This is a genomic window from Labrys sp. ALF-8 (assembly GCF_059699065.1).
Genome location: NZ_AP048537.1, coordinates 3023865 through 3045532 on the forward strand (window position 1 = coordinate 3023865; position 21668 = coordinate 3045532).

Annotated in this window: 22 protein-coding genes; 13 read left to right on the forward strand and 9 right to left on the reverse strand. The window is 64.2% G+C overall.

Features of this window, described 5'->3' with window-relative positions:
• The first annotated feature begins 4 nt into the window (after positions 1-4).
• On the forward strand, positions 5-961 hold the full coding sequence (gene nudC, locus AC6H34_RS13950; RefSeq protein WP_497539177.1) for an NAD(+) diphosphatase: 957 nt from the start codon (positions 5-7) through the stop codon (positions 959-961).
• Positions 962-1098: 137 nt separating this feature from the next.
• Here the strand turns inward: nudC and AC6H34_RS13955 are convergent, their stop codons facing one another.
• Together AC6H34_RS13955 and AC6H34_RS13960 are read right to left on the reverse strand one after the other, a co-directional pair.
• Positions 1099-1962 (reverse strand): prephenate dehydratase, encoded by an 864-nt coding sequence (locus tag AC6H34_RS13955; RefSeq protein ID WP_448149394.1) that lies wholly within the window; start codon positions 1960-1962, stop codon positions 1099-1101.
• Positions 1959-2699 (reverse strand): 3-deoxy-manno-octulosonate cytidylyltransferase, encoded by a 741-nt coding sequence (locus AC6H34_RS13960; protein WP_448149393.1) that lies wholly within the window; start codon positions 2697-2699, stop codon positions 1959-1961. Before AC6H34_RS13960 ends, AC6H34_RS13955 begins: the two co-directional genes overlap by 4 nt.
• A gap of 220 nt (positions 2700-2919) precedes the next feature.
• Here AC6H34_RS13960 and AC6H34_RS13965 point away from each other — a divergent pair, with 220 nt between their 5' ends.
• Together AC6H34_RS13965 and AC6H34_RS13970 are read left to right on the forward strand one after the other, a co-directional pair.
• A complete protein-coding gene (locus AC6H34_RS13965; protein ID WP_448149392.1) occupies positions 2920-3474 on the forward strand; it encodes a c-type cytochrome in 555 nt (184 codons plus the stop codon).
• A 130-nt stretch (positions 3475-3604) separates the two neighbouring features.
• Entirely contained in the window at positions 3605-4315 is a 711-nt protein-coding gene (locus tag AC6H34_RS13970; protein ID WP_497539178.1) for a DUF1868 domain-containing protein, read from the forward strand.
• 19 nt (positions 4316-4334) lie between these two features.
• On the opposite strand, the gene AC6H34_RS13975 is transcribed toward AC6H34_RS13970, so the two are convergent.
• From AC6H34_RS13975 to AC6H34_RS13985, 3 genes are all read right to left on the reverse strand, one after another.
• On the reverse strand, positions 4335-4871 hold the full coding sequence (locus tag AC6H34_RS13975; protein ID WP_497539179.1) for a thioesterase family protein: 537 nt from the start codon (positions 4869-4871) through the stop codon (positions 4335-4337).
• A gap of 95 nt (positions 4872-4966) precedes the next feature.
• Positions 4967-5848: a beta-keto acid cleavage family enzyme gene (locus AC6H34_RS13980; protein ID WP_448149389.1), complete on the reverse strand. Its 882-nt coding sequence runs from the start codon at positions 5846-5848 to the stop codon at positions 4967-4969.
• 186 nt (positions 5849-6034) lie between these two features.
• Positions 6035-6934, reverse strand: a complete 900-nt coding sequence (locus tag AC6H34_RS13985; protein ID WP_497539180.1) for a sugar phosphate isomerase/epimerase family protein — start codon at positions 6932-6934, stop codon at positions 6035-6037.
• A gap of 247 nt (positions 6935-7181) precedes the next feature.
• Between AC6H34_RS13985 and AC6H34_RS13990 the strand changes: the two genes are divergently transcribed.
• The 3 genes from AC6H34_RS13990 (at position 7182) to AC6H34_RS14000 (ending at position 13290) form a co-directional block, all read left to right on the forward strand.
• Complete coding sequence (locus AC6H34_RS13990; protein WP_448149387.1) at positions 7182-8522, forward strand: polyhydroxyalkanoate depolymerase; 1341 nt, start codon at positions 7182-7184, stop codon at positions 8520-8522.
• Between the two features lie 76 nt (positions 8523-8598).
• Positions 8599-11520, forward strand: coding sequence for a M16 family metallopeptidase (locus tag AC6H34_RS13995; RefSeq protein ID WP_497539181.1), 2922 nt, complete (start codon positions 8599-8601; stop codon positions 11518-11520).
• Between the two features lie 288 nt (positions 11521-11808).
• Entirely contained in the window at positions 11809-13290 is a 1482-nt protein-coding gene (locus tag AC6H34_RS14000; RefSeq protein ID WP_497539182.1) for a tetratricopeptide repeat-containing sulfotransferase family protein, read from the forward strand.
• 19 nt (positions 13291-13309) lie between these two features.
• Here the strand turns inward: AC6H34_RS14000 and AC6H34_RS14005 are convergent, their stop codons facing one another.
• Positions 13310-13669, reverse strand: a complete 360-nt coding sequence (locus tag AC6H34_RS14005) for a winged helix-turn-helix domain-containing protein (protein ID WP_497539183.1) — start codon at positions 13667-13669, stop codon at positions 13310-13312.
• Positions 13670-13859: 190 nt separating this feature from the next.
• Between AC6H34_RS14005 and modB the strand changes: the two genes are divergently transcribed.
• The 4 genes from modB to AC6H34_RS14025 are packed head-to-tail and all read left to right on the forward strand — an operon-like array spanning position 13860 to position 17058.
• Positions 13860-14561, forward strand: a complete 702-nt coding sequence (gene modB, locus AC6H34_RS14010; protein ID WP_448149383.1) for a molybdate ABC transporter permease subunit — start codon at positions 13860-13862, stop codon at positions 14559-14561.
• Between the two features lie 52 nt (positions 14562-14613).
• On the forward strand, positions 14614-16248 hold the full coding sequence (locus tag AC6H34_RS14015; RefSeq protein ID WP_497539184.1) for an ABC transporter ATP-binding protein: 1635 nt from the start codon (positions 14614-14616) through the stop codon (positions 16246-16248).
• Between the two features lie 16 nt (positions 16249-16264).
• Complete coding sequence (locus AC6H34_RS14020; RefSeq protein WP_497539185.1) at positions 16265-16708, forward strand: bleomycin resistance protein; 444 nt, start codon at positions 16265-16267, stop codon at positions 16706-16708.
• A complete protein-coding gene (locus tag AC6H34_RS14025) occupies positions 16705-17058 on the forward strand; it encodes a VOC family protein (RefSeq protein ID WP_497539186.1) in 354 nt (117 codons plus the stop codon). Before AC6H34_RS14020 ends, AC6H34_RS14025 begins: the two co-directional genes overlap by 4 nt.
• Here the strand turns inward: AC6H34_RS14025 and tmpB are convergent.
• Positions 17033-17644, reverse strand: a complete 612-nt coding sequence (gene tmpB / locus AC6H34_RS14030; protein ID WP_497539187.1) for a (R)-1-hydroxy-2-trimethylaminoethylphosphonate oxygenase — start codon at positions 17642-17644, stop codon at positions 17033-17035. The genes AC6H34_RS14025 and tmpB overlap by 26 nt on opposite strands.
• Positions 17641-18798, reverse strand: a complete 1158-nt coding sequence (gene tmpA / locus AC6H34_RS14035) for a 2-trimethylaminoethylphosphonate dioxygenase (protein WP_497539188.1) — start codon at positions 18796-18798, stop codon at positions 17641-17643. Before tmpA ends, tmpB begins: the two co-directional genes overlap by 4 nt.
• Before the next feature lie 90 nt (positions 18799-18888).
• Between tmpA and AC6H34_RS14040 the strand changes: the two genes are divergently transcribed.
• Complete coding sequence (locus AC6H34_RS14040) at positions 18889-19767, forward strand: LysR family transcriptional regulator (RefSeq protein ID WP_497539189.1); 879 nt, start codon at positions 18889-18891, stop codon at positions 19765-19767.
• A 7-nt stretch (positions 19768-19774) separates the two neighbouring features.
• On the opposite strand, the gene AC6H34_RS14045 is transcribed toward AC6H34_RS14040, so the two are convergent.
• Positions 19775-20170 carry a MarR family winged helix-turn-helix transcriptional regulator gene (locus tag AC6H34_RS14045; protein ID WP_448149376.1) on the reverse strand — a complete coding sequence of 132 codons (396 nt, stop codon included), beginning with the start codon at positions 20168-20170 and terminating at the stop codon, positions 19775-19777.
• Between the two features lie 138 nt (positions 20171-20308).
• Here AC6H34_RS14045 and AC6H34_RS14050 point away from each other — a divergent pair, with 138 nt between their 5' ends.
• A complete protein-coding gene (locus tag AC6H34_RS14050) occupies positions 20309-21085 on the forward strand; it encodes a mechanosensitive ion channel family protein (protein WP_448149375.1) in 777 nt (258 codons plus the stop codon).
• Positions 21082-21567: a GNAT family N-acetyltransferase gene (locus tag AC6H34_RS14055; RefSeq protein WP_497539190.1), complete on the forward strand. Its 486-nt coding sequence runs from the start codon at positions 21082-21084 to the stop codon at positions 21565-21567. The genes AC6H34_RS14050 and AC6H34_RS14055 overlap by 4 nt, the downstream gene beginning before the upstream one ends.
• The last annotated feature ends 101 nt before the right edge of the window (positions 21568-21668 follow it).

The following is a 21668-nucleotide window of genomic DNA, read 5'->3' on the forward strand; positions in this document are numbered from 1 at the left end:
ACTCATGACATTGCATTCCCTCTTCGACCGGTCGGCCGCGATCGGTTTCTCCTTTAACCCGCTCGACCGCGTTTCCGGTCTTCGCGAGGATCCGGCCTATGTGGCCGAGCAGCTCAATCATCGTGCGGCGCGCTTCATTGCCGTGGCCGGCAACATGCCGATCCTGGCGAAGGAAGGAGAGACCTACGGCGCCTTCTTTACACGGGCCGATATCGAAGCGCTGGCGGATAGCTGGCAAACCATATTCCTCGGACTCGATCATGACGATACGCCGGTCTTTGCCCGGGGCTTCGAGCGGGACCTGCTGGAGGCGATCGCGGGCCGCGAGGATATCGAGGCAGTGGACCTGCGATCGATCGCCACGCGAGGCCTGGTCTCGCCGGATATCGTGGGTGAGCTCGGCACTGCCAAGGAAACGCTCGACTGGCACACCCGGCATCGCTTCTGCGCCAATTGCGGCCATGAATCCCAGGCCGGCTGCGCGGGCTGGCGGCGTGACTGTCCCAATTGCAAGGCCCAGCACTTCCCGCGCGTCGACCCCGTGGTGATCATGCTGGCCGTCGATGGCGATCGTTGCCTGATGGGCCGGCAGAATCGCTTCGCTCCCAAGATGTATTCGGCTCTTGCCGGCTTCCTGGAGCCCGGGGAAACCGTGGAGGACGCTGTGCGGAGGGAGATCCGGGAGGAGGCGGGAATCTCCTGTTCCTTCGTCAGCTATTTCGCCTCCCAGCCCTGGCCCTTTCCGTCGTCCCTGATGATCGGATGCTTCGCCCGGGCAATCGGCACCGAGATCAGCATCGACAAGAAGGAGCTGGAGGATGCCCGCTGGTTCACGCAGGCCGAGGTGATCCAGATGCTGGCCGAATGCCATCCGGATGGCTTCAACGCTCCCAAGCCTGTGGCGATCGCCCATCACCTGCTCAAGGAATTCGCCGAAAAGGGAGGCTCCGTGGTGGCCTAGAGCAAAGCGCGTCTAGGTAGAAACGCCGCTTTTCTCTAACTCTTTGTTTTTCGACGCGTCTTTGCGTTTTGCCGATTCCGTCAAAACACAAAACGCTCTAGCGTCCCGCAGGCGCGCAGGCACCTCCCGGCGCGGCCTCACTCGCCCGGCGGCTGGTGGTCGTCCCGGTCGGGGCTTGCCGGGAATACGCCGAAGATGCGCATCTTGGTGGAGAAGAAGCCCAGCTCTTCCAGGGCGCGCTTCAGGTTCTTCTCCTCGGGATGGCCGTCGACCTCGGCATAGAACTGCGTCGCCGAGAAATGGCCGCCCACCATGTAGCTTTCCAGCTTCGTCATGTTGATGCCGTTGGTGGCGAAGCCGCCCATCGCCTTGTAGAGGGCGGCCGGCAGGTTGCGCACCGTGAAGATCAGCGAAGTGACCGTCGGTCCCTGGCCCACGGGCACCCATTCAGGCTCCTTGGAGAGGATGACGAAGCGGGTTGTGTTGTACGGCTCGTCCTCGACGTCGGGCTGCAGGATTTCGAGGCCGTAGATCTGAGCCGCCAGCGGCGAGGCGAGGGCGGCCCGGGTGGGATCCTGCCAGTCCCGGACCAAGCGGGCGGCGCCGGCGGTGTCGCTCTCCGTCACCGGCCTGAGGCCGAGCCTGCGCATGTTGTTGCGGCACTGGCCGAGCGCCTGTGGGTGGCTATGCACGGTGCGGATGGTCGAAAGGCTCGCGCCGGGCAGGGCCATGAGTTGGTGGTGGATGGGCAGGAAATACTCGCCCACGATGTGCAGGTCTGATGTCGGCAGCAGGTAGTGGATGTCGGCCACCCGCCCGGCGACCGAATTCTCGATCGGGATCATGGCGAGATCGGCCTCGCCGGAGGATACGGCGTTGAAGGCGTCCTCGAAGGTGGGGCAGGGCAGCGGCTCTGCGTCCGGATAGACGTTGACGCAGGCGATATGCGAGTTTGCGCCCGGTTCCCCCTGGAACGAGACTTTCAGCTGAGATGCGGTCATACGATACGGCTTTCCAGGATCTTGCGGGCGCGGTCGAGCTCTTCCTGCGTATCCACGCCCAGCGGCACGCCCTCCACCACTGCGGCATCGATACGCATGCCGGCCTCGAGGGCACGAAGCTGCTCCAACCGCTCGCGCTGCTCGAGCGTCGACGGCGGCAGGCTCACGAAGCGTTCAAGCGCAGCCCGGCGATAGGCATAGAGGCCGATATGATGATAAAGCGGCCCCTCGCCCCAGGGTGCGGTGGCGCGGGTGAAGTAGAGCGCCCGCAGGAGGCCGGGTTCGATCGGTGTTCCCACCACCTTCACGATGGCCGGGTTGGTCTTCTCCTCCTCGCGCGCGATCACGCTGGTGAGCGTCGCGATATCCACAGCCTTGTTGGCGAGCGGGCCGAACACGGCGCGGATCGAGGCCGGCTCGATCGTCGGCAGGTCACCCTGCACGTTGATGATGATGTCGTGACGTCCCTCCGGGTCGAGGGTCGTCATTGCCTCGTGGATGCGGTCGGAACCGGAAGGATGGTCCGCGCGGGTCATGACCGCCTCGCCGCCCGCGGCCCGCACGACATCGGCGATCTCGGCCGTGTCGGTGGCGACGGCAACCCGCCCCAGGCGCGATTCGCATGCGCGACGCCAGACGTGGACGATCATGGCTTCGCCCGCGATGGGGGCGAGCGGCTTGTTGGGCAGGCGCGTCGAAGCCAGGCGCGAAGGAATGAGAATGAGGGGATGGGACACGGCGATCCTGGTCGGAAGGGACCGTCCCTTGTAGCGGGGCGGCGAAAAGTAGCAAGTGCGCGCGATTTATACGAGTTGCAAACTACGGGTCAAACCGGATAGACGACAGAACCTAGGGGTTTGCCGTTGACACAGGGGCCGCCGGCGTTTGAGTTGATGGCAAGAAGATTGGCAGGGTTCGCGCCCGCAAGCCAAGGTCGTAATGTAGCTGGAGCCGGGGATGAGCTCGTCGTCGTCGTTTGAACTGAACAAGATTGCCGGCGCGGTCCTCGGCACGCTTATGCTCTCCTTGGGTCTCGGCATCGTCGCCGAGGAAATCTTCAAGCCGGAGAAGGCCGAGAAGCCGGGCTTCGAGCTTCCCGATGCGACTCCCGTCGCCGCCAACGCCCCGGCCGCGGCCCAGGATCCGCCGCTGGCCGAACTGGTCGCCAAGGCCTCGGCCGAACGCGGCGCCGCCATCTTCAAGAAGTGCGCCGCCTGCCATACCGACGACAAGAGCGGCAAGAACGGCGTCGGCCCCAACCTGTTCGGCGTGATCGGCGGCCCGAAGGGCCATAAGTCGGACTTCGCCTATTCGGACGCCGTCAAGGCGCTGCACGACAAGGGCGAGACTTGGTCGGCCGATGATTTCTACCACTTCATCAAGGGCCCGCAGGCTTTCATCAAGGGCACGAAGATGACATTCGCCGGCCTTCCGAAGCCGCAGGATCGCGCCGACGTGCTGCTCTATCTCAACTCGCAGAGCGACAAGCCGATCGACCTGCCGAAGTCTTGAGATTTCGCATCACCACGTGATTTGAAGCCGGGCTCATGCCCGGCTTTTGTCGTTGTGGTGCGGCTTCCATGGGATTGTCACGGGGCATGCGTAGGTTGGCAGTCCTCCCAGCCCTCGAGGCGAGTCTGCAATGCATTCCCCGGCAATCAAATCCTCCCTTCGGCAATTTGCGGCCAGTGCCAATCGGAAGAGCCCGCGTCATTTCGGCACGCGCTACGACCGGCAGGGCCGGTTCCTGACCGAGCCCGGCAATACGGTGATCAGCCATGTGGTGCCCGATACGCCCACCCAGCGCGCCCTGGTGGCCCTGCGCGACCGCCTCATGGCGATGCCGGATGCGGACAGGCTCGCCTTCACGCCGGTCTCCAGCCTGCACATGACCCTGTTCCAGGGCATCATCGAATATCGCCGTCATTGGCCCTATTGGCCGCAGGACCAGCTTTCGAGCACTTCCATCAATGCCATGACCCGCCTCTATCGCGAGCGGCTCGCGCAGTTTTCCCGTCCCGCGCCCTTCAGGGTCAAGGCCGTGGACGTGGTTCCTACCCAGGTGACGATCGAGGGCGCGTCGCCCGAGGACAGGGCGTTGCTGAAGGCATGGCGGGACTCGCTGTCGGACGCGTTCGGCTACCGGCACCCCGACCACGACACCTACCGCTTCCACATCACACTCTCCTATCCGGTGGAGTGGCTTGCCGAGGAACACCTGGAGGCCTGGCAGGAGGTGCTGGGCGAAGGCCTCGCGCTGCTGCAGCGGGAGGCCCCGGTGCTGGAACTGCAGCCGCCGGCCTTCTGCAGTTTCAACGACATGGAGCATTTCGAGGAGTTGCTCGTGCTCTAATGATGCGGCACGGAGGAAGCTACTTCCTCTTCAGTCCCAGCGGCACGCCTACCGTAGGCGGCATGGGCAACGCGGCATGCGCCCTGGCGATCGCCTCGATCCGTTCCGCGATCTCCGGCGGGAAGGAGGAGGAGCGCCCGGCCCCCATGTCGACGTGGACAAGGACCTGTTCGGCAGTGGCCAGCACCTCGCCCGTCGCCTCGTCGGTCATGGTGTGGAAGATGTGCAGGCGCTTGGCGTCGTGGTCGATGAGTTGCAGCGTCAATGCCAGGGAATCGCCGATATGGGCCTCGCGCCGGTTATGGATGCGCGTTTCCATGGTGTAGATCGACTGGCCGGCTGCGCGATAGGCCTCGTCGATGCCGATATAGCGAAAGAAACAGTCGGACGAGTCGCCGAAGACCAGGAGGAAGGCGCTCTCGGTCATATGGTCGTTATAGTCGGTCCACGCCTCAATCACGGGCGTTCGGTGCAAGGCGAGCGGCGCCGGGATCGGCTTGTCCCGATCCCAGCCGGCAAAGGGCTTGCCTTCATTGGGCGTGGTTACGCGGGCCATGGAGACGCTCCGGGGCGCGGGCATCCTGCCCGTTCTTGAACGGTAATGCACCAAGGGAGGAACGAGTGAGATGCCCGTACCTCCCCGGAACTCTTTTATTTCTGCTTCTTCAAACCAAGCTTTTCGCGAGCTTCGTCGGGCGTGAGGGCGCGGCCGCCGAGACGCTCGATGATCTCCCTGGCCCGCATGGTCAGCGATTCGTTGCTGGCATGCACGCCGCGGTCAAGCCAGATATTGTCTTCGAGGCCGACGCGCACATTGCCCCCAAGCAGCATGGCCTGCGCCACGAAGGGCATCTGCATGCGGCCGATGGCGAAGGCGGCCCAGTTGGCGTCGGCCGGCAGGTGATTGCGCATGGCCACCATGGTCTCGGTGGTCGCCTCCGCGCCCCAGGGAATGCCGAGGCAGAGCTGGAACATCGGCGGGGAATCGATCAGGCCGCGCTTGATGAGGTCCTTGGCCAGCCAGATATGGCCGAGCTCGAAGCATTCGATCTCAGGCTTAACGCCGGCGGCCTGGATGCGCTGGGCCATTTCACGCAGGAGGTCGCCGGTGGCCATGAAGAGGCCGTCGCCGAAATTAAGCGAGCCGCAATCGAGAGTGCAGATCTCGGGGCGCAGTTCCTCGACGTGCGCGACGCGCTCGGCCGCATTGGCGATGTCGGTTCCGGGGCCCCCGGTCCGCGGATTGGCGGGATCGAAGAAGAAGTCGCCGCCCATGCCCGCAGTGAGGTTGATAATGACGTCGACGCCCGAATCGCGAATGCGCTCAACCGCCTCGCGGTAGTGTTCGAGCTTGCGGGCGGCCTTGCCGGTCTCGGGATCGCGCACATGCAGATGGGCGATGGCAGCGCCGGCCTTGGCCGCCTCTATGGCGGAATCGGCGATCTGCTTGGGCGTAACCGGGATGGCGGGATGCTTACCGACGGTATCGCCGGCTCCGGTGATGGCACAGGAAATGATGACGTCGGTATTCACGGGGCTTCCTCCCAGGCAACTCGAGGAGCGTTGCCGATAGGCGCGATGTTAGGGCAGGGCCGTGTCCGAACGTGGCCTGGCACGACAGGGACCATGCCGATTGCGACAGGATGCGGCAGCCGCGGCGCTCCCGGGGGGAGCGCCGGCCTTCGCACGAGGCACGGCGCCTGCAATATGCGATATGTCTCAGTCCCTCGGCTTCAACCGGCCGAGGAATCCGCTCGCATAGCCCAGTGCGTCATGCCGGTCGCGCCAGAAGCGCATGTTGAGTTCGTGGATGGCGATCAGGTCGGCCGGGAATTCGCATTCGGCGGCGAGAGCGTCCCATGGCACGCTTCCCCAACCCTGCGGCAAGTGCAGATCGCCGAAGCCGAAGGCGTTGGCCTCGGCGCTGGCATAGACCCAGGGCAGATCCGGCTCGCCGAAGGAATCGTGGAGATGCAGGTGCACTGCGAAAGGCGCCAGCGCCTTGGCTTCCTCCAGAAAGTCGTAGCCGTATTGGGTGGCGTGGATCAGCCCGTGGCTGAAATCGAAAGTCGCCCGCACCCGGGGATGGTCGATCAGCGCCAGTTCCTCGGCAAGGCGGGCGATGGTCGGCGTCGCGGCATAGGGGCCGAAGTCGAACAGGTTCTCGACGCAGAGCGTGACGTCGTGGCGGGCCGCGAAATCTCCCGCGCGGCGCAGGTAGTCGCGCTGGCGCCCAGCCGCGTTCTCGGCATCATGGCGCTCGTCCGGCAACATCATGCCGACGTGAATGACCAGGTGCGGAGCACCGATGCGCGCGCAGATCTCCACGAAGGCCTTGGTGGTATCGAGGAAACGGGGGAGTTGAGCCGGGGGGCCCATGAAGTTGATCGAAAGCGGGCCGTGCACGGTGTAGCCGAACGGCCTGTCGCGGCAGAGCCGTTCGAATTCGGCAACGCGCCCGGCGAGAGGCTTGCCGGCAAGCACGAGATCGTAGGCGTAGGCGGGGATCTCGACATGGCTGATCGGCAGATCCGCCATCTCGTCGAGCGTGCCGGCGAAATCGGAGAGATCCGGCTTGCCTTCTCGTGAGGCAAGGCCGAGGGCGGGTTGATCGGGCATCTCTGTCTCCCTGGGTACGATGGCGCCAGCTTAGGCAATTTTGCCGGCACAGCTATCGCGAGTCGCTGTTTCTGCACACGCAAACATCACGAGAGTTTGTTGCGGCGCAATAATGCTGCTATGACAAATGAGTGACAGGCACCTTGCGGCGCACCGTTGGCTGCGCCAACTTGTCGAACATATGCGTCTGAGCTTTTGGGTGGAAATCCCGTCTCGTGGTGGTGCGATGTTTGAAGAATTTCGAAACATGTTTGGCATGGGCGTCGTTTCGACGCCGGTTTACGCCCTTTACGAGGCGACCCATGCCGCCATCGGTCCAAGCCGTGCATTTTCCGACGCAACGCGAGCCTTCTTCGAGAATCCGGGCAACCCCCTTTCCAGCACCCCGTTCGGCAAGTCGATCGCCGCGGCCTGCGAGGTGTTCGAGCGCGTGACGCGGCGCTACGGCAAGCCTGCCTTCGGCATCGAGGACGTGCTGGTCGGCGGCGAGCGCGTCCCGGTACACGAGGACATCGTCTGGCAGAGACCCTTCTGCAATCTCATTCACTTTTCCCGCTCCATCCGCGGCAATCGCCGCCCCGATCCGAAGCTTCTCATCGTGGCGCCGATGTCTGGCCACTACGCCACGCTGCTGCGCGGGACCGTTGAGGCCTTCCTTCCCAACCACGAGGTCTACATCACCGATTGGGTCGATGCCCGCCTGGTACCGCTCTCTGAAGGCCGCTTCGATCTCGACGACTACATCGATTACGTCATCTCGATGCTGCACGCGCTCGGCCCGGACACCCATGTGATCGGCGTCTGCCAACCCTCGGTTCCCGTGATGGCGGCCGTGTCGCTCATGGAGGAGAAGAACGATCCCTATACGCCGCTAACCATGACCCTCATGGGCGGCCCGATCGACACGCGCCTGTCGCCGACCAAGGTCAATGACGTCGCCGTCGACAAGGGGCTCGATTGGTTCAAGGGCAACGTCATCACCAAGGTTCCGTTCCCCAATCCGGGCTTCATGCGTGACGTCTACCCGGGCTTCCTCCAGCTGACCGGCTTCATGACGATGAATCTCAGCCGTCATTTCGACGCGCACAAGACGCTCTATTTCGATCTCGTGCGTGGCGACGGCGACAGCGCCCAGAAGCATCGTGAATTCTATGACGAATATCTGTCGGTGATGGATCTGACCGCGGAGTTCTACCTGCAGACGGTCGATACGGTGTTCATCAAATATGCCCTCGCCAAGGGAGAGATGACGCATCGCGGCAAGCCGGTGGACCCCGGCGCCATCCGCAATGTCGCGCTCTTCACCGTCGAAGGCGAGAACGACGACATTACCGGGCACGGCCAGACCCAGGCCGCACATGCCCTTTGCGTGAACCTGCCTCACGACAAGAAGGCCCACTACACGCAGCCGGGCGTCGGACATTACGGCGTGTTCAACGGCTCGCGCTTCCGGGCCGAGATTGCTCCGCGCATTGCGGATTTCATCCGCTCGAATCTCGGCAACCGCAAGTCGCCGCAGAAGGAGCCGAGCCAACTCATTTCGCTCGATGCCAAGCGGGGCACCGGTCCACGGCCGGCCTCAGTATAATTTTTGGCAATCTGCCGCATAAACATGACGGTCGGCCCAATTGCGGGCGGATTTGTCATGCAAGCGCGATGATGCGATGAACGGCGGTCAGCCGCTTCGTTGCCGCCCGTTTCCCATTGTCGCATTCGAGATCCGCTTGTCCCGCCTTTCCCCCCGCTTCTCCGCCCTGTCCCGTCTGTTCGCGGCCACGGCGCTCGTCGCCGTGCTCGCCGGAACCGCGCTTCCCGCCCGTGCCGAAGCGCCGGTCTCGCCATGGCCCCAGGCTGCCAGCGATCTCCAGGCCGAGTCCGGCATCCGCTTCGGCACCCTCGCCAACGGGATGCGCTTCGCCGTCATGCGCAATGCGACGCCTTCGGGACAGGCGGCGATCCGCTTCCGCATCGGTTCCGGTTCGCTGGAGGAGGACGACACCCAGCAGGGCCTCGCGCATTTCCTCGAACACATGGCCTTCAAGGGCTCGACCCACGTCCCCGAGGGCGAGATGGTGCGCATTCTCCAGCGCAAGGGTCTCGCCTTCGGCCCGGATACCAATGCGCACACGTCCTATGACGAAACGGTCTATGCCCTCGACCTTCCCGAGGTCGATGCCGACACGGTGTCGACCGGCCTGATGCTGATGCGTGAGACCGCGAGCGAATTGAAGCTCGACGCCGGCGCCTTCGATCGCGAGCGCGGCGTCATCCTTTCCGAGGAGCGCCTGCGCGACACGCCGCAGTATCGCGGCATGATCGGCCTCATCAACGTGCTGCTGGCCGGCCAGCGGGTACCGTCGCGCCCGCCGATCGGAAAAACGGACATCATCTCCAACGCGCCCGTCGATCTGGTGCGTGACTATTACCGTGCCAACTATCGCCCCGATCGTGCGACGCTGATCGTGGTCGGCGACGTCGATCCCGATGCGATCGAGACCGAAATCCGCCGGCGCTTCGAGGATTGGAAGCCGGCAGGCCCAGCGCGGCCGGAGCCCGATCTCGGCAAGCTCAAGCAGCAGGGCCTCGGTGCCGATATCGTCACCGTTCCGGGGGCCTCCACGCGCATCCAGATCGCCTGGACGCGGCCCTATGACGGCTCACCCGACACCTTTGCAAAGCGGCGAGCGGAAATGGTCGAGGATCTCGGCCTTTCGGTGTTGAAGCGCAGGGTCAGCGCCATGGCCCGGCGGGCCAACGCGCCCTTCATCAGCGCCGAAGTCGCCTCGCAGGACCTCTACGATTCTGCTCGAATCGCGCTCGTCGCCGCCGACAGCGAGCCGGACAAATGGCAGGCCGCGCTCGCGGCCATCGATCAGGAGCAGCGCCGGATCGCCCAGTTCGGGGTAGAGCAGTCCGAACTCGATCGCGAGATCCTGGAATACCGCTCGCTGCTCCAGGCCGCGGCCGGCGGTGCGGCTACGCGTACCAGCACCGATATCGCCAACACGCTGGCTCAAAGCGTCGACGACGACAAGGTCTTCACCTCTCCCGCCGATGATCTCGCCTTGTTCGAACGCATGGTGAAGGGTCTCACCGCGGACGAGGTAAACCAGGCCCTGCACAATACCGTTTTCTCGGGCAATGGACCTCGCCTGGTGCTGCAGACGGCCCAGGCCCCGCAGGGCGGCGCGGATGCGGTGGCGAAAGCCTATGCCGCCTCGCAGGCCGTGCCGGTGACGGCACCAGCCAAGACCATGGCGGCCGTTTGGCCCTACACGCATTTCGGCGATGCCGGCACGGTGGTGGAGCGCCGCGACGTAGGCGATCTGGGCCTGACGCTGGTACGCTTTGCCAATGGCGTGCGCCTCAACGTCAAGCCGACGAAGCTGCGGGCCAACGAGGTGCTGGTGCGGGTCGATATCGGTCATGGCCGGCTCGATCTGCCGAAGGATCGCCCGCTCCCGACATGGACGGCGCAGGGCGTGGAACTTTCGGGCGTGAAGGCCATCGACTATGAGGACATGCAGAAGGCGCTGGCCGCCAATGTCGCCAGCATCGACTTCTCGCTCGATGACGGTTCGTTCAAGTTCGAAGGCCGCACGCGTCCGGAGGACCTTGCGACGCAGTTGCAGATCTTCACCGCCTACGGTTCGGATCCTGCCTATCGTCCGGAAGTGTTCGCGCGACTCCAGCAGGCCTATCTGAACAACCTCGATCAATATTCGGCCACGCCCGGTGCGGTCGTCAGCCGGGATTTCCTCGGTCTCGTCCATGCCGGCGACCCGCGCTGGACGTTCCCTGATCGCGACCAGCTTCTGGCCGCCAAGCCCGCAGACTTCGAGGCGCTGTTCCACGACCCGATCACCAAGGGGGCGATCGAGGTGACCATCGCGGGCGATGTCACGGCCGATGCGGCCATAGGTCTCGTCGCGCAGACTTTCGGTGCGCTGCCGCCCCGGGCGGACGATGCGCCCGCGACGGACAGCGCACAGTTCCCCATACCGACCGCACAGCCCGTGTTGCGCAGCCACACCGGCCGCCTCGACAACGCAGCCGCCGTGATGGCGGTGCCCGTCGGGGATATGCTTTCCGACTTGCCGCGTGCCTTCTCCGCCGATCTCGCCGGCCAGATCTTCCAGAATCGGCTGATCGACCAGTTCCGCATCGCGGAGGGCGCGACCTACAGCCCGCAAGGAGACGTTTCCCTGTCGAAATCCATTCCAGGGTATGGCTACGCCTATGCCTATGTCGAGACGACGCCGGCCAAGGTGGATCGGTTCTATGCACTGGTCGACAAGATCGCTGCCGATCTTGCCGCGAACGATGTTTCGGCGGACGAACTGGCCCGTGCCAAGGAACCGATGATCGAGACGGTAAAGCACCAGCAGGAAGGCAACGAGTACTGGCTGCGGAACCTGCGCGGCGTGCAGACAGATGCCCGGCGGCTCGATCTCATCCGCCAGAACTTGACGGGCTACGAGAAGGTGACGGCGCAGGACGTCCGCGCCATCGCGGCGACCTACTTCAAGCCCGAGAAGTTCTGGAGATTGGAAGTGCTTCCGGGCGGCGCGACGGCGATAAGGTAGGTTCGCACGGCTTCTGTCGAAACGTGAGTGGTGCACGAGACCTGTGCGCCTCTCACTTTCCGCATCCCGGGGGCGGAGCGGTGCCACGAGATCGTTTCCTGCCAATCTTATCGAAAATGACAAGATTTAGTATAACTCCTTATCCATACGGAAACATAGCGGAAATAATGCAGTCCTAGTTTTGTATTTTTCAGAATACAAAATATGATGGACGAGACTGGGCTATTCAGTAAGGCCGTTGATTTATATAACCAAGAGCATCTCAAGAGAGCGGCCGATATCTGTCGGATGATTTTGAAGAGGCATCCTGATCACTTGGGTTGCCTTCATCTATTGTCATCTATTTATTATCTATGGAACCGACCGGATGATGCGCTGCGCTGTGCCTCATCCGCCCTGGAACTTGATCCATCCAACACCGCAATTCTACTGGGGACGGCCCAGTTGCTGGTTTTGTCGGGACGCGAAGCCGAGGCCCTGGAGGTGCTCGCGAGAATCCTGGCGTTGGAGCCGGGCAATCACGAGGCGCTCAATAATCGGGGCATGCTCCTCGGCCATCTGGGAAGATCCGCGGAGGCCCTGGACGATCTCGCCAGGGCGATGACGGCCAAACCCGACTTTGCCGATCCGCATTTCAACATGGGCCGGATATTCGAACAGTTCGGCCAATTCGCTCCGGCCCGGCACGCCTATGAAACGGCGCTGAAGCTGGCTCCGGAGAGGGGGGCGTTCTACCACGCACTGGCGGAGTGCGGGTACCGGGCGGTCGATCCGGAACGCCTGCGCGTCATGGAAGAGATGTTGGAGGACACACCGCATCCCGTTACCAGCGACAGGACGAGCCTGCATTTCGGACTGGCCAAGGCCTATGAGGACTACGAGCGGTATGAACGCTCGTTCCGGCATCTTGCGGCCGGCAATGCCCTCAAGAGAAAGACGCTCCGCTACGACGAAACGGCTGCTTTGGAGCTTTTCGAGAGGACGGCGGCCGCCTTTGGCGAGGAAGTGACGCACCGGCGCCCCTCCCTACCGCCTTCCGGGGCCGATGCGCCGATCTTCATCGTCGGCATGCCGAGATCGGGATCCAGCCTCGTTGAACAGATCCTCTCGAGCCATCCGCGGATCTTCGCGGCGGGGGAAGTCGGTTTCCTCGACAAGGCGATCGACGGCTTCGATGGCCTGCCCGGCCTGTCGGGGAATCCGGAGCAACTGGCGTCACTGTCGCAACGCGATCTGGAGACCATCGGCGCCCGATATCTCGGCAACATGCGGTCGATGGCACCAGGCGGGCAACGCCCGGTCGACAAACTGCCGATCAATTTCCGGCACCTCGGCCTCATCCAGGCGGCATTCCCGGGCGCCCGCATCATTCACATCTATCGGGATCCCCTGGACACCTGCCTGTCCTGTTTCTTTCGCCTGTTCTCGAACGGAAACCAGCCCTACGCCTATGATCTCGCGGAGCTCGGACGGTACTATCGTGGCTACGAGCGTCTGATGGCCCATTGGCGCCGGGTCCTCCCCGGTGGTGTGATGCTGGACCTTCGCTACGAGGATCTGGTCGAGGACCTGCCGGCGCAGGTTCGAAGGATCCTGGCGCATTGCGAACTCGAATGGCATCCCGACTGCGTGGAATTTCACAGGAGCCACCGGCAGGTACATACCGACAGCCGGGTCCACAGACCGCTCTATGAAACGTCGATCGGACGCTGGCGCAACTACGAGGCCTTCCTCGGGCCGTTGTGGCAGCGGTACGATCGCGTTCGGTAGCAGAGCCTGCGCCCTGCCGTCACGCCCGGGCCTTCTCCGCCGTCGCGGGCAGGACGCCCTCGAAGGCCCGTTCCGCCAGCCGCGCCGTCTCGACCTCAACCGAGCGATAGGCCGCCAGCAGCCTCTGGCCGAAGCTGGTCAGCCGGGCCCCGCCGCCATTGGCGCCGCCGGCCGAGGTCTCGATGGCGGCCTCGCCGAACATCGTGTTGACGGAATCGAGCAGCACCCAGGCGCGCCGATAGGACATCCCGAGCGCGCGTCCCGCCGCGGAGATTGAACCTGTACGCGCCACGGCCTCCAGAAGATCCATCTTGCCAGGGCCGAGTCTGGCATCGACGGCGAATGTGAGCTTGAGGCTGACGGTGGGCTGGCCGGACATATTCTGGCTCCGTGGTCGGGGGATGGGCGCTGCGGATGCCGCATCATGATTGCGATTGCAGCCGATGCGCCCTATTCAACAGAATATAACGAAACGGCGCGAAGGCATAACATCGTGATCGAGTCCGAAGCCTTCTGCGATCCGACGGGTTCGCCGGGAATTGCGAGCACGCTTTGCCTTTGGAGGGGCGATGGATCCACTGTCGCCTGAGGAATGGACGGCTCTTTGGCTCAGTCTCCAGATCGCGGGGCTCGCCACGGTGATCTCGCTGCCCTTCGCCATTGCCGCCGCCTGGGTGTTGGCGCGTTGCCGCTTCCCCGGAAAGGCCATCTTCGACAGCTTCGTGCACTTGCCTCTGGTGCTGCCTCCGGTCGTCACCGGCTATATCCTGCTGGTGCTCCTGGGGCGCAACGGCATCATCGGCGCGTTCCTGCTGCAGCATTTCAACATCGTGTTCGCCTTTCGCTGGACCGGCGCGGCGATCGCCTGTGCCGTGATGGGCTTCCCGCTGATGGTGAGGGCCATCCGTCTCGCCATCGAGGCCGTCGATCCGAGGCTGGAGGCTGCGGCCGGCACGCTGGGCGCCAATCCCTTCTTCTCTTTCGCCACGGTGACCTTGCCCCTGACGCTGCCCGGTATCATCGCCGGCATGGTGCTCGCCTTTGCCAAGGCGCTCGGCGAGTTCGGCGCCACCATCACCTTCGTATCGAACATTCCGGGGGAGACCCAGACCCTTTCGGCAGCGATCTACACAGCGCTGCAGGATCCCAATGGCGACAGCACGGTCGTCCGCCTGACGATGGTCTCTATCCTGCTGGCCGTCGCCGCACTGATCGTTTCGGAGGCGTTGGCGCGGCGTGCCCGGATGAGGATCGGACAGGGGAGGGTATGACCCTCGGAAGAATCCGATTCATTTGGCTCCGATTCTGGGTTAGGCCTTGCGCATGGCTCCTTCCGCACCGCTTCTCGATGTCCGCGACCTCTCCGTCGCCTTCAACAACGATGGCAGCAGGGTGCTTGCCGTCGACCATGTTTCGTTCACGCTCGACAGGGGCCAGACCCTTGCCCTGGTCGGTGAATCGGGCTCGGGCAAATCGGTCACGGCGCTCTCCATCGTGCAACTTCTGAACTATCCCGCGGCCTCCCACCCTTCGGGAGAAATCCTGTTCCGCGGCCAAAACCTGCTGGGCGCTTCCGAGGATACGATGCGCAAGGTGCGCGGCGCGGACATCACCATGGTGTTCCAGGAGCCGATGACCTCGCTGAACCCGCTGCATACGATCGAGCGGCAGATCGGTGAGATCCTCGGCCTGCACCAGCGGCTGTCGGGAGAGAAGGCCCGCAACCGTACGGTTGAACTCCTGCGCCAGGTCGGCATTCGCGATCCCGAGAGCCGCCTCGATGCCTTTCCGCACCAGCTCTCGGGCGGCCAGCGCCAGCGCGTGATGATCGCGATGGCGCTCGCCAACGATCCCGATCTCCTGATCGCCGACGAGCCGACCACGGCGCTCGATGTCACGGTGCAGGCGCAGATCCTGAAGCTCCTCAAGGAATTGCAGGCCAAGACCGGCATGGCCATGCTCTTCATCACCCACGATCTCGGCATCGTGCGCAAGCTTGCCGACCGGGTCTGCGTCATGCTGAAGGGCAGGATCGTCGACCAGGGGCCGACGCAAGAGGTTTTCGCGAGTCCTTCCAGCGACTACACGCATCGATTGCTGGCGGCTGAGCCCAAGGGCCGGCCGACGCCCTTCGATCCCCACGCCCGCACCATCGTCTCCACCGACGGGCTGAAGGTCTGGTTTCCGATCAAGGCAGGGCTGTTGCGGCGCACCGTCGGCTACGTCAAGGCCGTGGACGGCGTGAGCGTCGCGGTGAAGGAAGGGCAGACGCTCGGCGTCGTGGGCGAGTCCGGTTCGGGCAAGACCACGCTCGGCCTCGCCATCCTGCGCTTGATCTCCAGCAAGGGTCCGATCGCCTATCTCGGCCGGGCCATCGACGGTCTCGACCGCAAGGCGATGAACCCGCTGCGCAAGGAGATGCAGATCGTCTTCCAGGATCCCTATGGCTCGCTTTCGCCGCGCATGTCCGTGGGACAGATCGTCGAGGAAGGACTGCTGGTGCTCGGCACCCGCATGAAGGTGGAGGAACGCCGGGCTGCCGTGGCTCGCGCACTGACGGATGTCGGTCTCGATCCGATGGTCATGGACCGCTATCCGCACGAGTTCTCGGGCGGCCAGCGCCAGCGCATCGCCATTGCCCGCGCCATGGTGCTGCAGCCGAAGTTCCTGGTGCTGGACGAGCCGACCTCGGCGCTCGACATGTCCGTACAGGCCCAGATCGTCGACCTGCTGAGGCAATTGCAGCAGCAGCACAAACTCGCCTATCTCTTCATCAGCCACGATCTCAAGGTGGTCAGGGCGCTCGCCAACGAGGTGATGGTGATGCAGGCCGGCAAGGTGGTCGAACATGGCCCCGCCACCGAGATCTTCGACCACCCTCGCGAGCCTTATACGCAGGCCCTGCTCGCTGCTGCCTTCTCGATCGAGACGGCGCCGGTGGGTGTGGTGCACGAGTAGCGTGGCGGGGGCGGCCATGGGCGGATCGGCGAGGCTCGTTCCTGAACTCATCGTCCTCGACATCGGCAGAAGCCTTGCATTCTGGGTCGACCTGATCGGCTTTCGCATATCCTATGATCGACCGGAGGAGGGCTTTGCCTATCTCGATCGCAATGGAGCCGCGGTCATGCTCGAACAGCGCGATCCTGCTGCCCGGCAATGGATCACGGATACACTGGCGCGGCCATTCGGGCGCGGCATCAATTTCCAGATAGAGGTCTCCGGAGTCGGACCGATCCTAGCGCGGCTCGGGGAGGCGAACTGGCCGCTTTACATGGATTGCGAAGACAAGTGGTATCGCGTCGGTGCATGCGAGGTCGGGCAGCGGCAGTTTCTCGTCCAGGACCCGGATGGCTATCTCCTGCGTGTCGCCGAGGATTTAGGCGAACGGCCGTTGGCAGCGGGGGATTTCAGCCGATGACTGTCCTGCGCATCATCCCCAACATCGCCGCCGTCGATCCGGGCAAGGCAGTGGGGTTCTATCGCGATCTGCTGGGCCTCGAACTCGTCATGGATCATGGCTGGATCGTCACGCTGGCGGCCGCGGGGCGGCAGGCGCCGCAAGTCAGCATCGCCAGCGAGGGCGGTTCGGGAACGGCGGTTCCCGACCTTTCGATCGAGGTGGACGACGTCGACGCGGTCCATTGGCGCGCCATCGCCGCCGGTCATGAGATCGTCTACGGCCTCACCGACGAACCCTGGGGCGTCCGGCGCTTCTACCTGCGCGATCCGCTCGGCAAGGTGATCAACGTCCTGTCACACCTTCCCTGATCGCGTTCCCCGCGAGGAAGCGGTCGACCACGCGCTGGAGCAGGGGAGCATAGTCGCGGAAGCTTCGCGTCTTCATGCCGGCGACCTTGCCGGCTTCGTCCCAGAGCCGCACACGCACGGCCTCCTCGTAGAAGGGGCTGGAGCGGAACTCCTCGATCTCCTCCTCGTTCATCGGCCCGCCCTGGAGCGAGAGGGTGTGGCGCGAGGCGGGCGAGAGCTTGGCATCGTAGCTCGGATCGGTGGCGCACAGATAGCGCTTGGCCGAGACGTGGAGACGGACGCATTCGGTGACGAGAGGCGGAAAGAAGGGAGCCAGAACCTCGGCGCCAGCATCGTCATGATGCTTGTCCTCGGTGTCATCGGGCGAATAGGCGCCGAACTCGCTGGTGAAATGGCCGACATCATGGAGGAGGGCCGCCGCCACAAGTTCGTCGCTTGCCTTCTCCCGCTCGGCGAACCACGCACCCTGCAGCATGTGCTCGGCCATGGTCACCGGTTCGCCGAGATATTCCTCGGCGCCTCGCCGTTCGAAGATGTCCGCGAGGAAAGCCACGATCGTGGTCGAATCGAGGGTGGGGGTGCTCATTCCGCCGCTTCCCTCTTGGTCTCGGCCTCGATCGCCGCCAGCGTCGACAGCAAGCCGTCCTTGTCGGCATAGCAGCCCTGGAGCCAGCGCTTGCCCGTGCCGGAAAAGGCCTTGCGCGCGTGCATCACACGGGTGTTGTCGACGATGAAGAGTTCGCCGGGCTTCAGCTTGAATGTCACCTCCATCGCAGGATCCTCGAGGATCTCGGCAAAGCGGCGATAGGCGGCATAGAAGTCTGGCATGTCGGCATAGGGAACGTCGACGAACGGCGCCGCCGAACGGTTGTTGAAGCGGATGGCGATCATCTCGCCGTCGGGACCCAGTTCGATGAAGGGGCGCTTGGCCTGCAGGCACACACCGGCGGACCCCGCATATTCGAAGCGCACGGGGTAGCGGGTGAGAAGTTCGAAGCCGTGCGGATTCTCGCGCTGGAGGCGTAGCGCCACGGCAAAGCCGTCGACCACGATGGAATCGCCGCCATCCACCGAGTTCTCGAGGCAGGACAGCAATTGCAGGGTCGGCACGGGATCGCGGTAGGGATTGTCCGTGTGCGCCTGAAGGCCGAGATTGGTGTAGGCGAGATTGTTCGGGTTGACCTCCGCCCGTACCTCGAACCAGCGCCCGTAGTTGGTCTCCCGAACATAGCCGAACAGCGCGGCGATGTCGCACAGGCTGCCCGATGTCGTCGGCACTTCCGTCAGGACGGCGAAGCCATAGCTCCGCACGGCGGCAAGCCAGTCGCCGAGGGCGCGCCGATCCTGCCGAAGCAGCGGATAGGAAGCCCTGGGAACGCCGGCCTGCAGGCTGCCGTCCCAGGGCTCGATCCGATCGGCGAGCCATCCCGCGGTCCGGGCTTGCGGCCTGTCGTAGATCCGTTCGTGCAGCCATCGGGCAGGGAAGGCGGCCTGGTGTCCGCCGGGCGCGAAACCCACGGCTAGATCACCTTCGGCCGTTACTGTGGCCGAGTCGATGACGGTGTCTGCGGGGATGTCGAGGACGGTGATCAGGCGCTGGCCGTTTCCGGAACTACGCGTCTTGGGATCGAGCGCATTGTCCCGCAGCCAGAGCGCGTGGAAACGGCTCTGCTCTCCGTTGCTCCACTGGATGCGGAGAGCATGTCCCGCCTCGATGATCTCGACGTTTTTCGCCTTCAAGGATGCCTCCACCTTCATTCATCCCATTCTTGCAATCTTCCTGACCATCGTTCAAACAATGAAAAATCGGATAATGACCCTGGTATTTTTATGGCTGAAAGTATCCGGCTGCCTCCTCTGCCCTGGCTTCGCACCTTCGAGGCCTGCGCGCGCCATCTGAACTTCACCAGCGCCGGGGCAGAACTCGGCCTTACGCAGGCGGCCGTCAGCCAGCACGTCAGGTCCCTCGAAGCCGAACTTGGTGCATTGTTGTTCATTCGCCTTCGGCGGGGGGTGGAGCTTACCCCGGAAGGAGGGGCCTACCTGCCGCATGTCCAGAGTGTCTTCCGCTCGCTCGCTCGCAGCACGACGGAGCTTTTCGGGCAGGGAGCAGGGCGCGTGGTCCTGCGCAGCCCGGTCTCCTTCTCCCTGCTCTGGCTTGCCCCGCGCCTGAGCCGCCTTCGCCAGGCCATGCCGCGGTTGCGGCTCGAACTCAGCACCATCCATGTCCCCGCCGACTACGCGGGCGATCCGGAAGGATTCGATATCCGTTTCGGTATCGGACCCTTCGAGGGACGCGAAAGCCATCGCCTCACCTGGGAAAGGCTGGTGCCCGCAGCCGCGCCGGTCCTCCTGTCCTCGCTGGCCGATCCCGGGGATTGGCCGCGTCTGCCGCTGCTGTCCGTGGCGGGGGCGCGTGAGATGTGGCCGGACTGGTTCGCGCGCGCCGCCCTGCCGTTGCCGCCATCGGCCTCCTATGTGTTTGACAGTTTCGCCGTGGCCCTCGAAGCCGCGCGAAATGGTGCCGGCGCCATTCTTGCCTCCCGTCCGCTTGCCGACAGCGCGCTGCAGGAGGGAGGTCTCCTACGCCTTTCCGATGTCGAGTTGACGGGCGAGCGTGGGCATTTCATCACGCACGCCGCCGGACGCTCATTGGCCGCGCACGAGCAGGTCGTGCTCGACTGGATCTTGGGCGAGGCGACCCGATAGAGGAGCCCTAGAGAGCTTGAAGCAGGCTCAGAAGACGGCCGGCATCCGGCTCGCCGAGCGTCCGCTCGATCCTCGCCTGGGCCGCATCCCACAGGGAAGCGCCTTCCGCCAGGGTCTGCTTGCCGCGATCCGTCAGCGTCAGCACGGCCTCACGCTGGTCCGCACCGGTGGCCGATCGCACGAGTCCCAGTTGCTCCAGTACCCTCACATTGCGTCCCACCGTCGAGCGATCGAGGGCGCATAGCCGGCCCAGCACGGTAAGGGACACCATGCCTGCCCGATCGATGCGACGAAGCATCCCGAACTGGCCGATATTGACGCCGACCGGCGCGAGAGCCTCGTCATATATCGACGAGACCTTGCGGGCAGCCTTGCGGAGGGAGAAGCAATAACACTCGGTCATCGGTAAGGGTATGTACCCGCTTCCGAGGCAAGGCAAGGGCTGCGGAGAGGGATCCGGAGCCTCCGGGACCTTCGGTTGCATGAATCGAGTTTCAGCGGACACAATGCGCGCTCATGCCAACAAGCAAGGAGACAGCCCGTGCCGATCGATCTCAACGGTCTGGGAAACCTCTTCATCGTCTATGGCATCAACTGCCTCGGCGCCATCTTCATTGCCCTCGTCGGCTGGTGGGCGGCGGCCCTCCTGGAGCGACTCACCCTAAGGGCGCTGACGGCAAGCTCCCATATGGACCCGATCGTGGCGACCTTCCTGGCGAGCCTGGTCCGCTATTCCATCATGGTGATGATGTTCGTGCTGATCCTGCAGGTGGTCGGCATCCAGGCCACCAGCCTCGTCGCCGTCTTGGGCGCTGCCTCCCTGGCCATCGGTCTCGCCTTGCAGGGAACGCTCTCCAACATGGCCGCCGGTGTCATGCTTCTGGTGTTCCGTCCTTTTCGGCTCGGCGACGCCATCGAGGTGGCGGGTAAGGCCGGCACCGTGAAGAGCCTCAATTTGTTCATGACGGAGCTTGCCAGCGGCGACAATGTGCAGGTTCTCATTCCGAACGGACAGGTCTGGGGCTCGCCCATCACCAACAACTCGGCCTATCCCACCCGCAGCGTCAGCGTGAAGGTGACCGTGCCTTACGGAGGCGATGTGGAGGCCGCCGCCACCCATATCCGCGACGCTCTCAGCCGCGACAACCGCGTGCTGCCGTTACCGGCACCCAGCGTGGATCCCACCGGTTTCAACGACAGGGGAGTCGAAGTGCTGGTGACCGCCTGGACCAAGGCGGGCGATGCAGGAGCCTTCAAAGCCGCCGTCATTCAGCAGGCCTCCAACGCAGTGCAGCGTCGCGCGGCCGCCGCCGGATGATCATTCGTCGCGTTCTGGCCGCCGCTTGGCACGACTATCGCACCATCCGCCTGAGGGCGCTGGCGCTCGCGCCCGAGGCCTTCGGATCCCTGTATGAGGTCGAGGCCAGGCGGCCGGCCGGGGCCTTCGCCGAGCGACTGGCATCGTCCGTGGTGATGGGCGCCTATGTGGAGGACCGCATCGTCGGCATGGCGGGCTACAAGCAGGCGGAGGGGCTCAAGGATGCTCACAAGGGTTTCGTCTGGGGAGTGTTCGTCGAACCGGAGTTCCAGTCCCGCGGTATCGGGCAGGCACTGCTGTTGGCGCTCGTCGGCGCAGCACGCGGGGAAATCGAGCAACTGATCCTGGCCGTGGTGGCGACCAATCGACGCGCCATCGCGCTCTACGAGCGCAACGGCTTCGAAGTCTATGGTGTCGAGCCGCGCGCCCTGAAGAGTGCCTCGGGCTATGCCGACGAGGTGTTGATGGTCCGCTTCCTCTGAACCGGGGGTGTCCCGCTCGTTTCCCCGGCTTTTGCCATTGGCGACCAGCAGCGCTGTTCGCGCCGGGCAAATCGGCTAGGCTGCGCGCGGCGTCGCCGCTT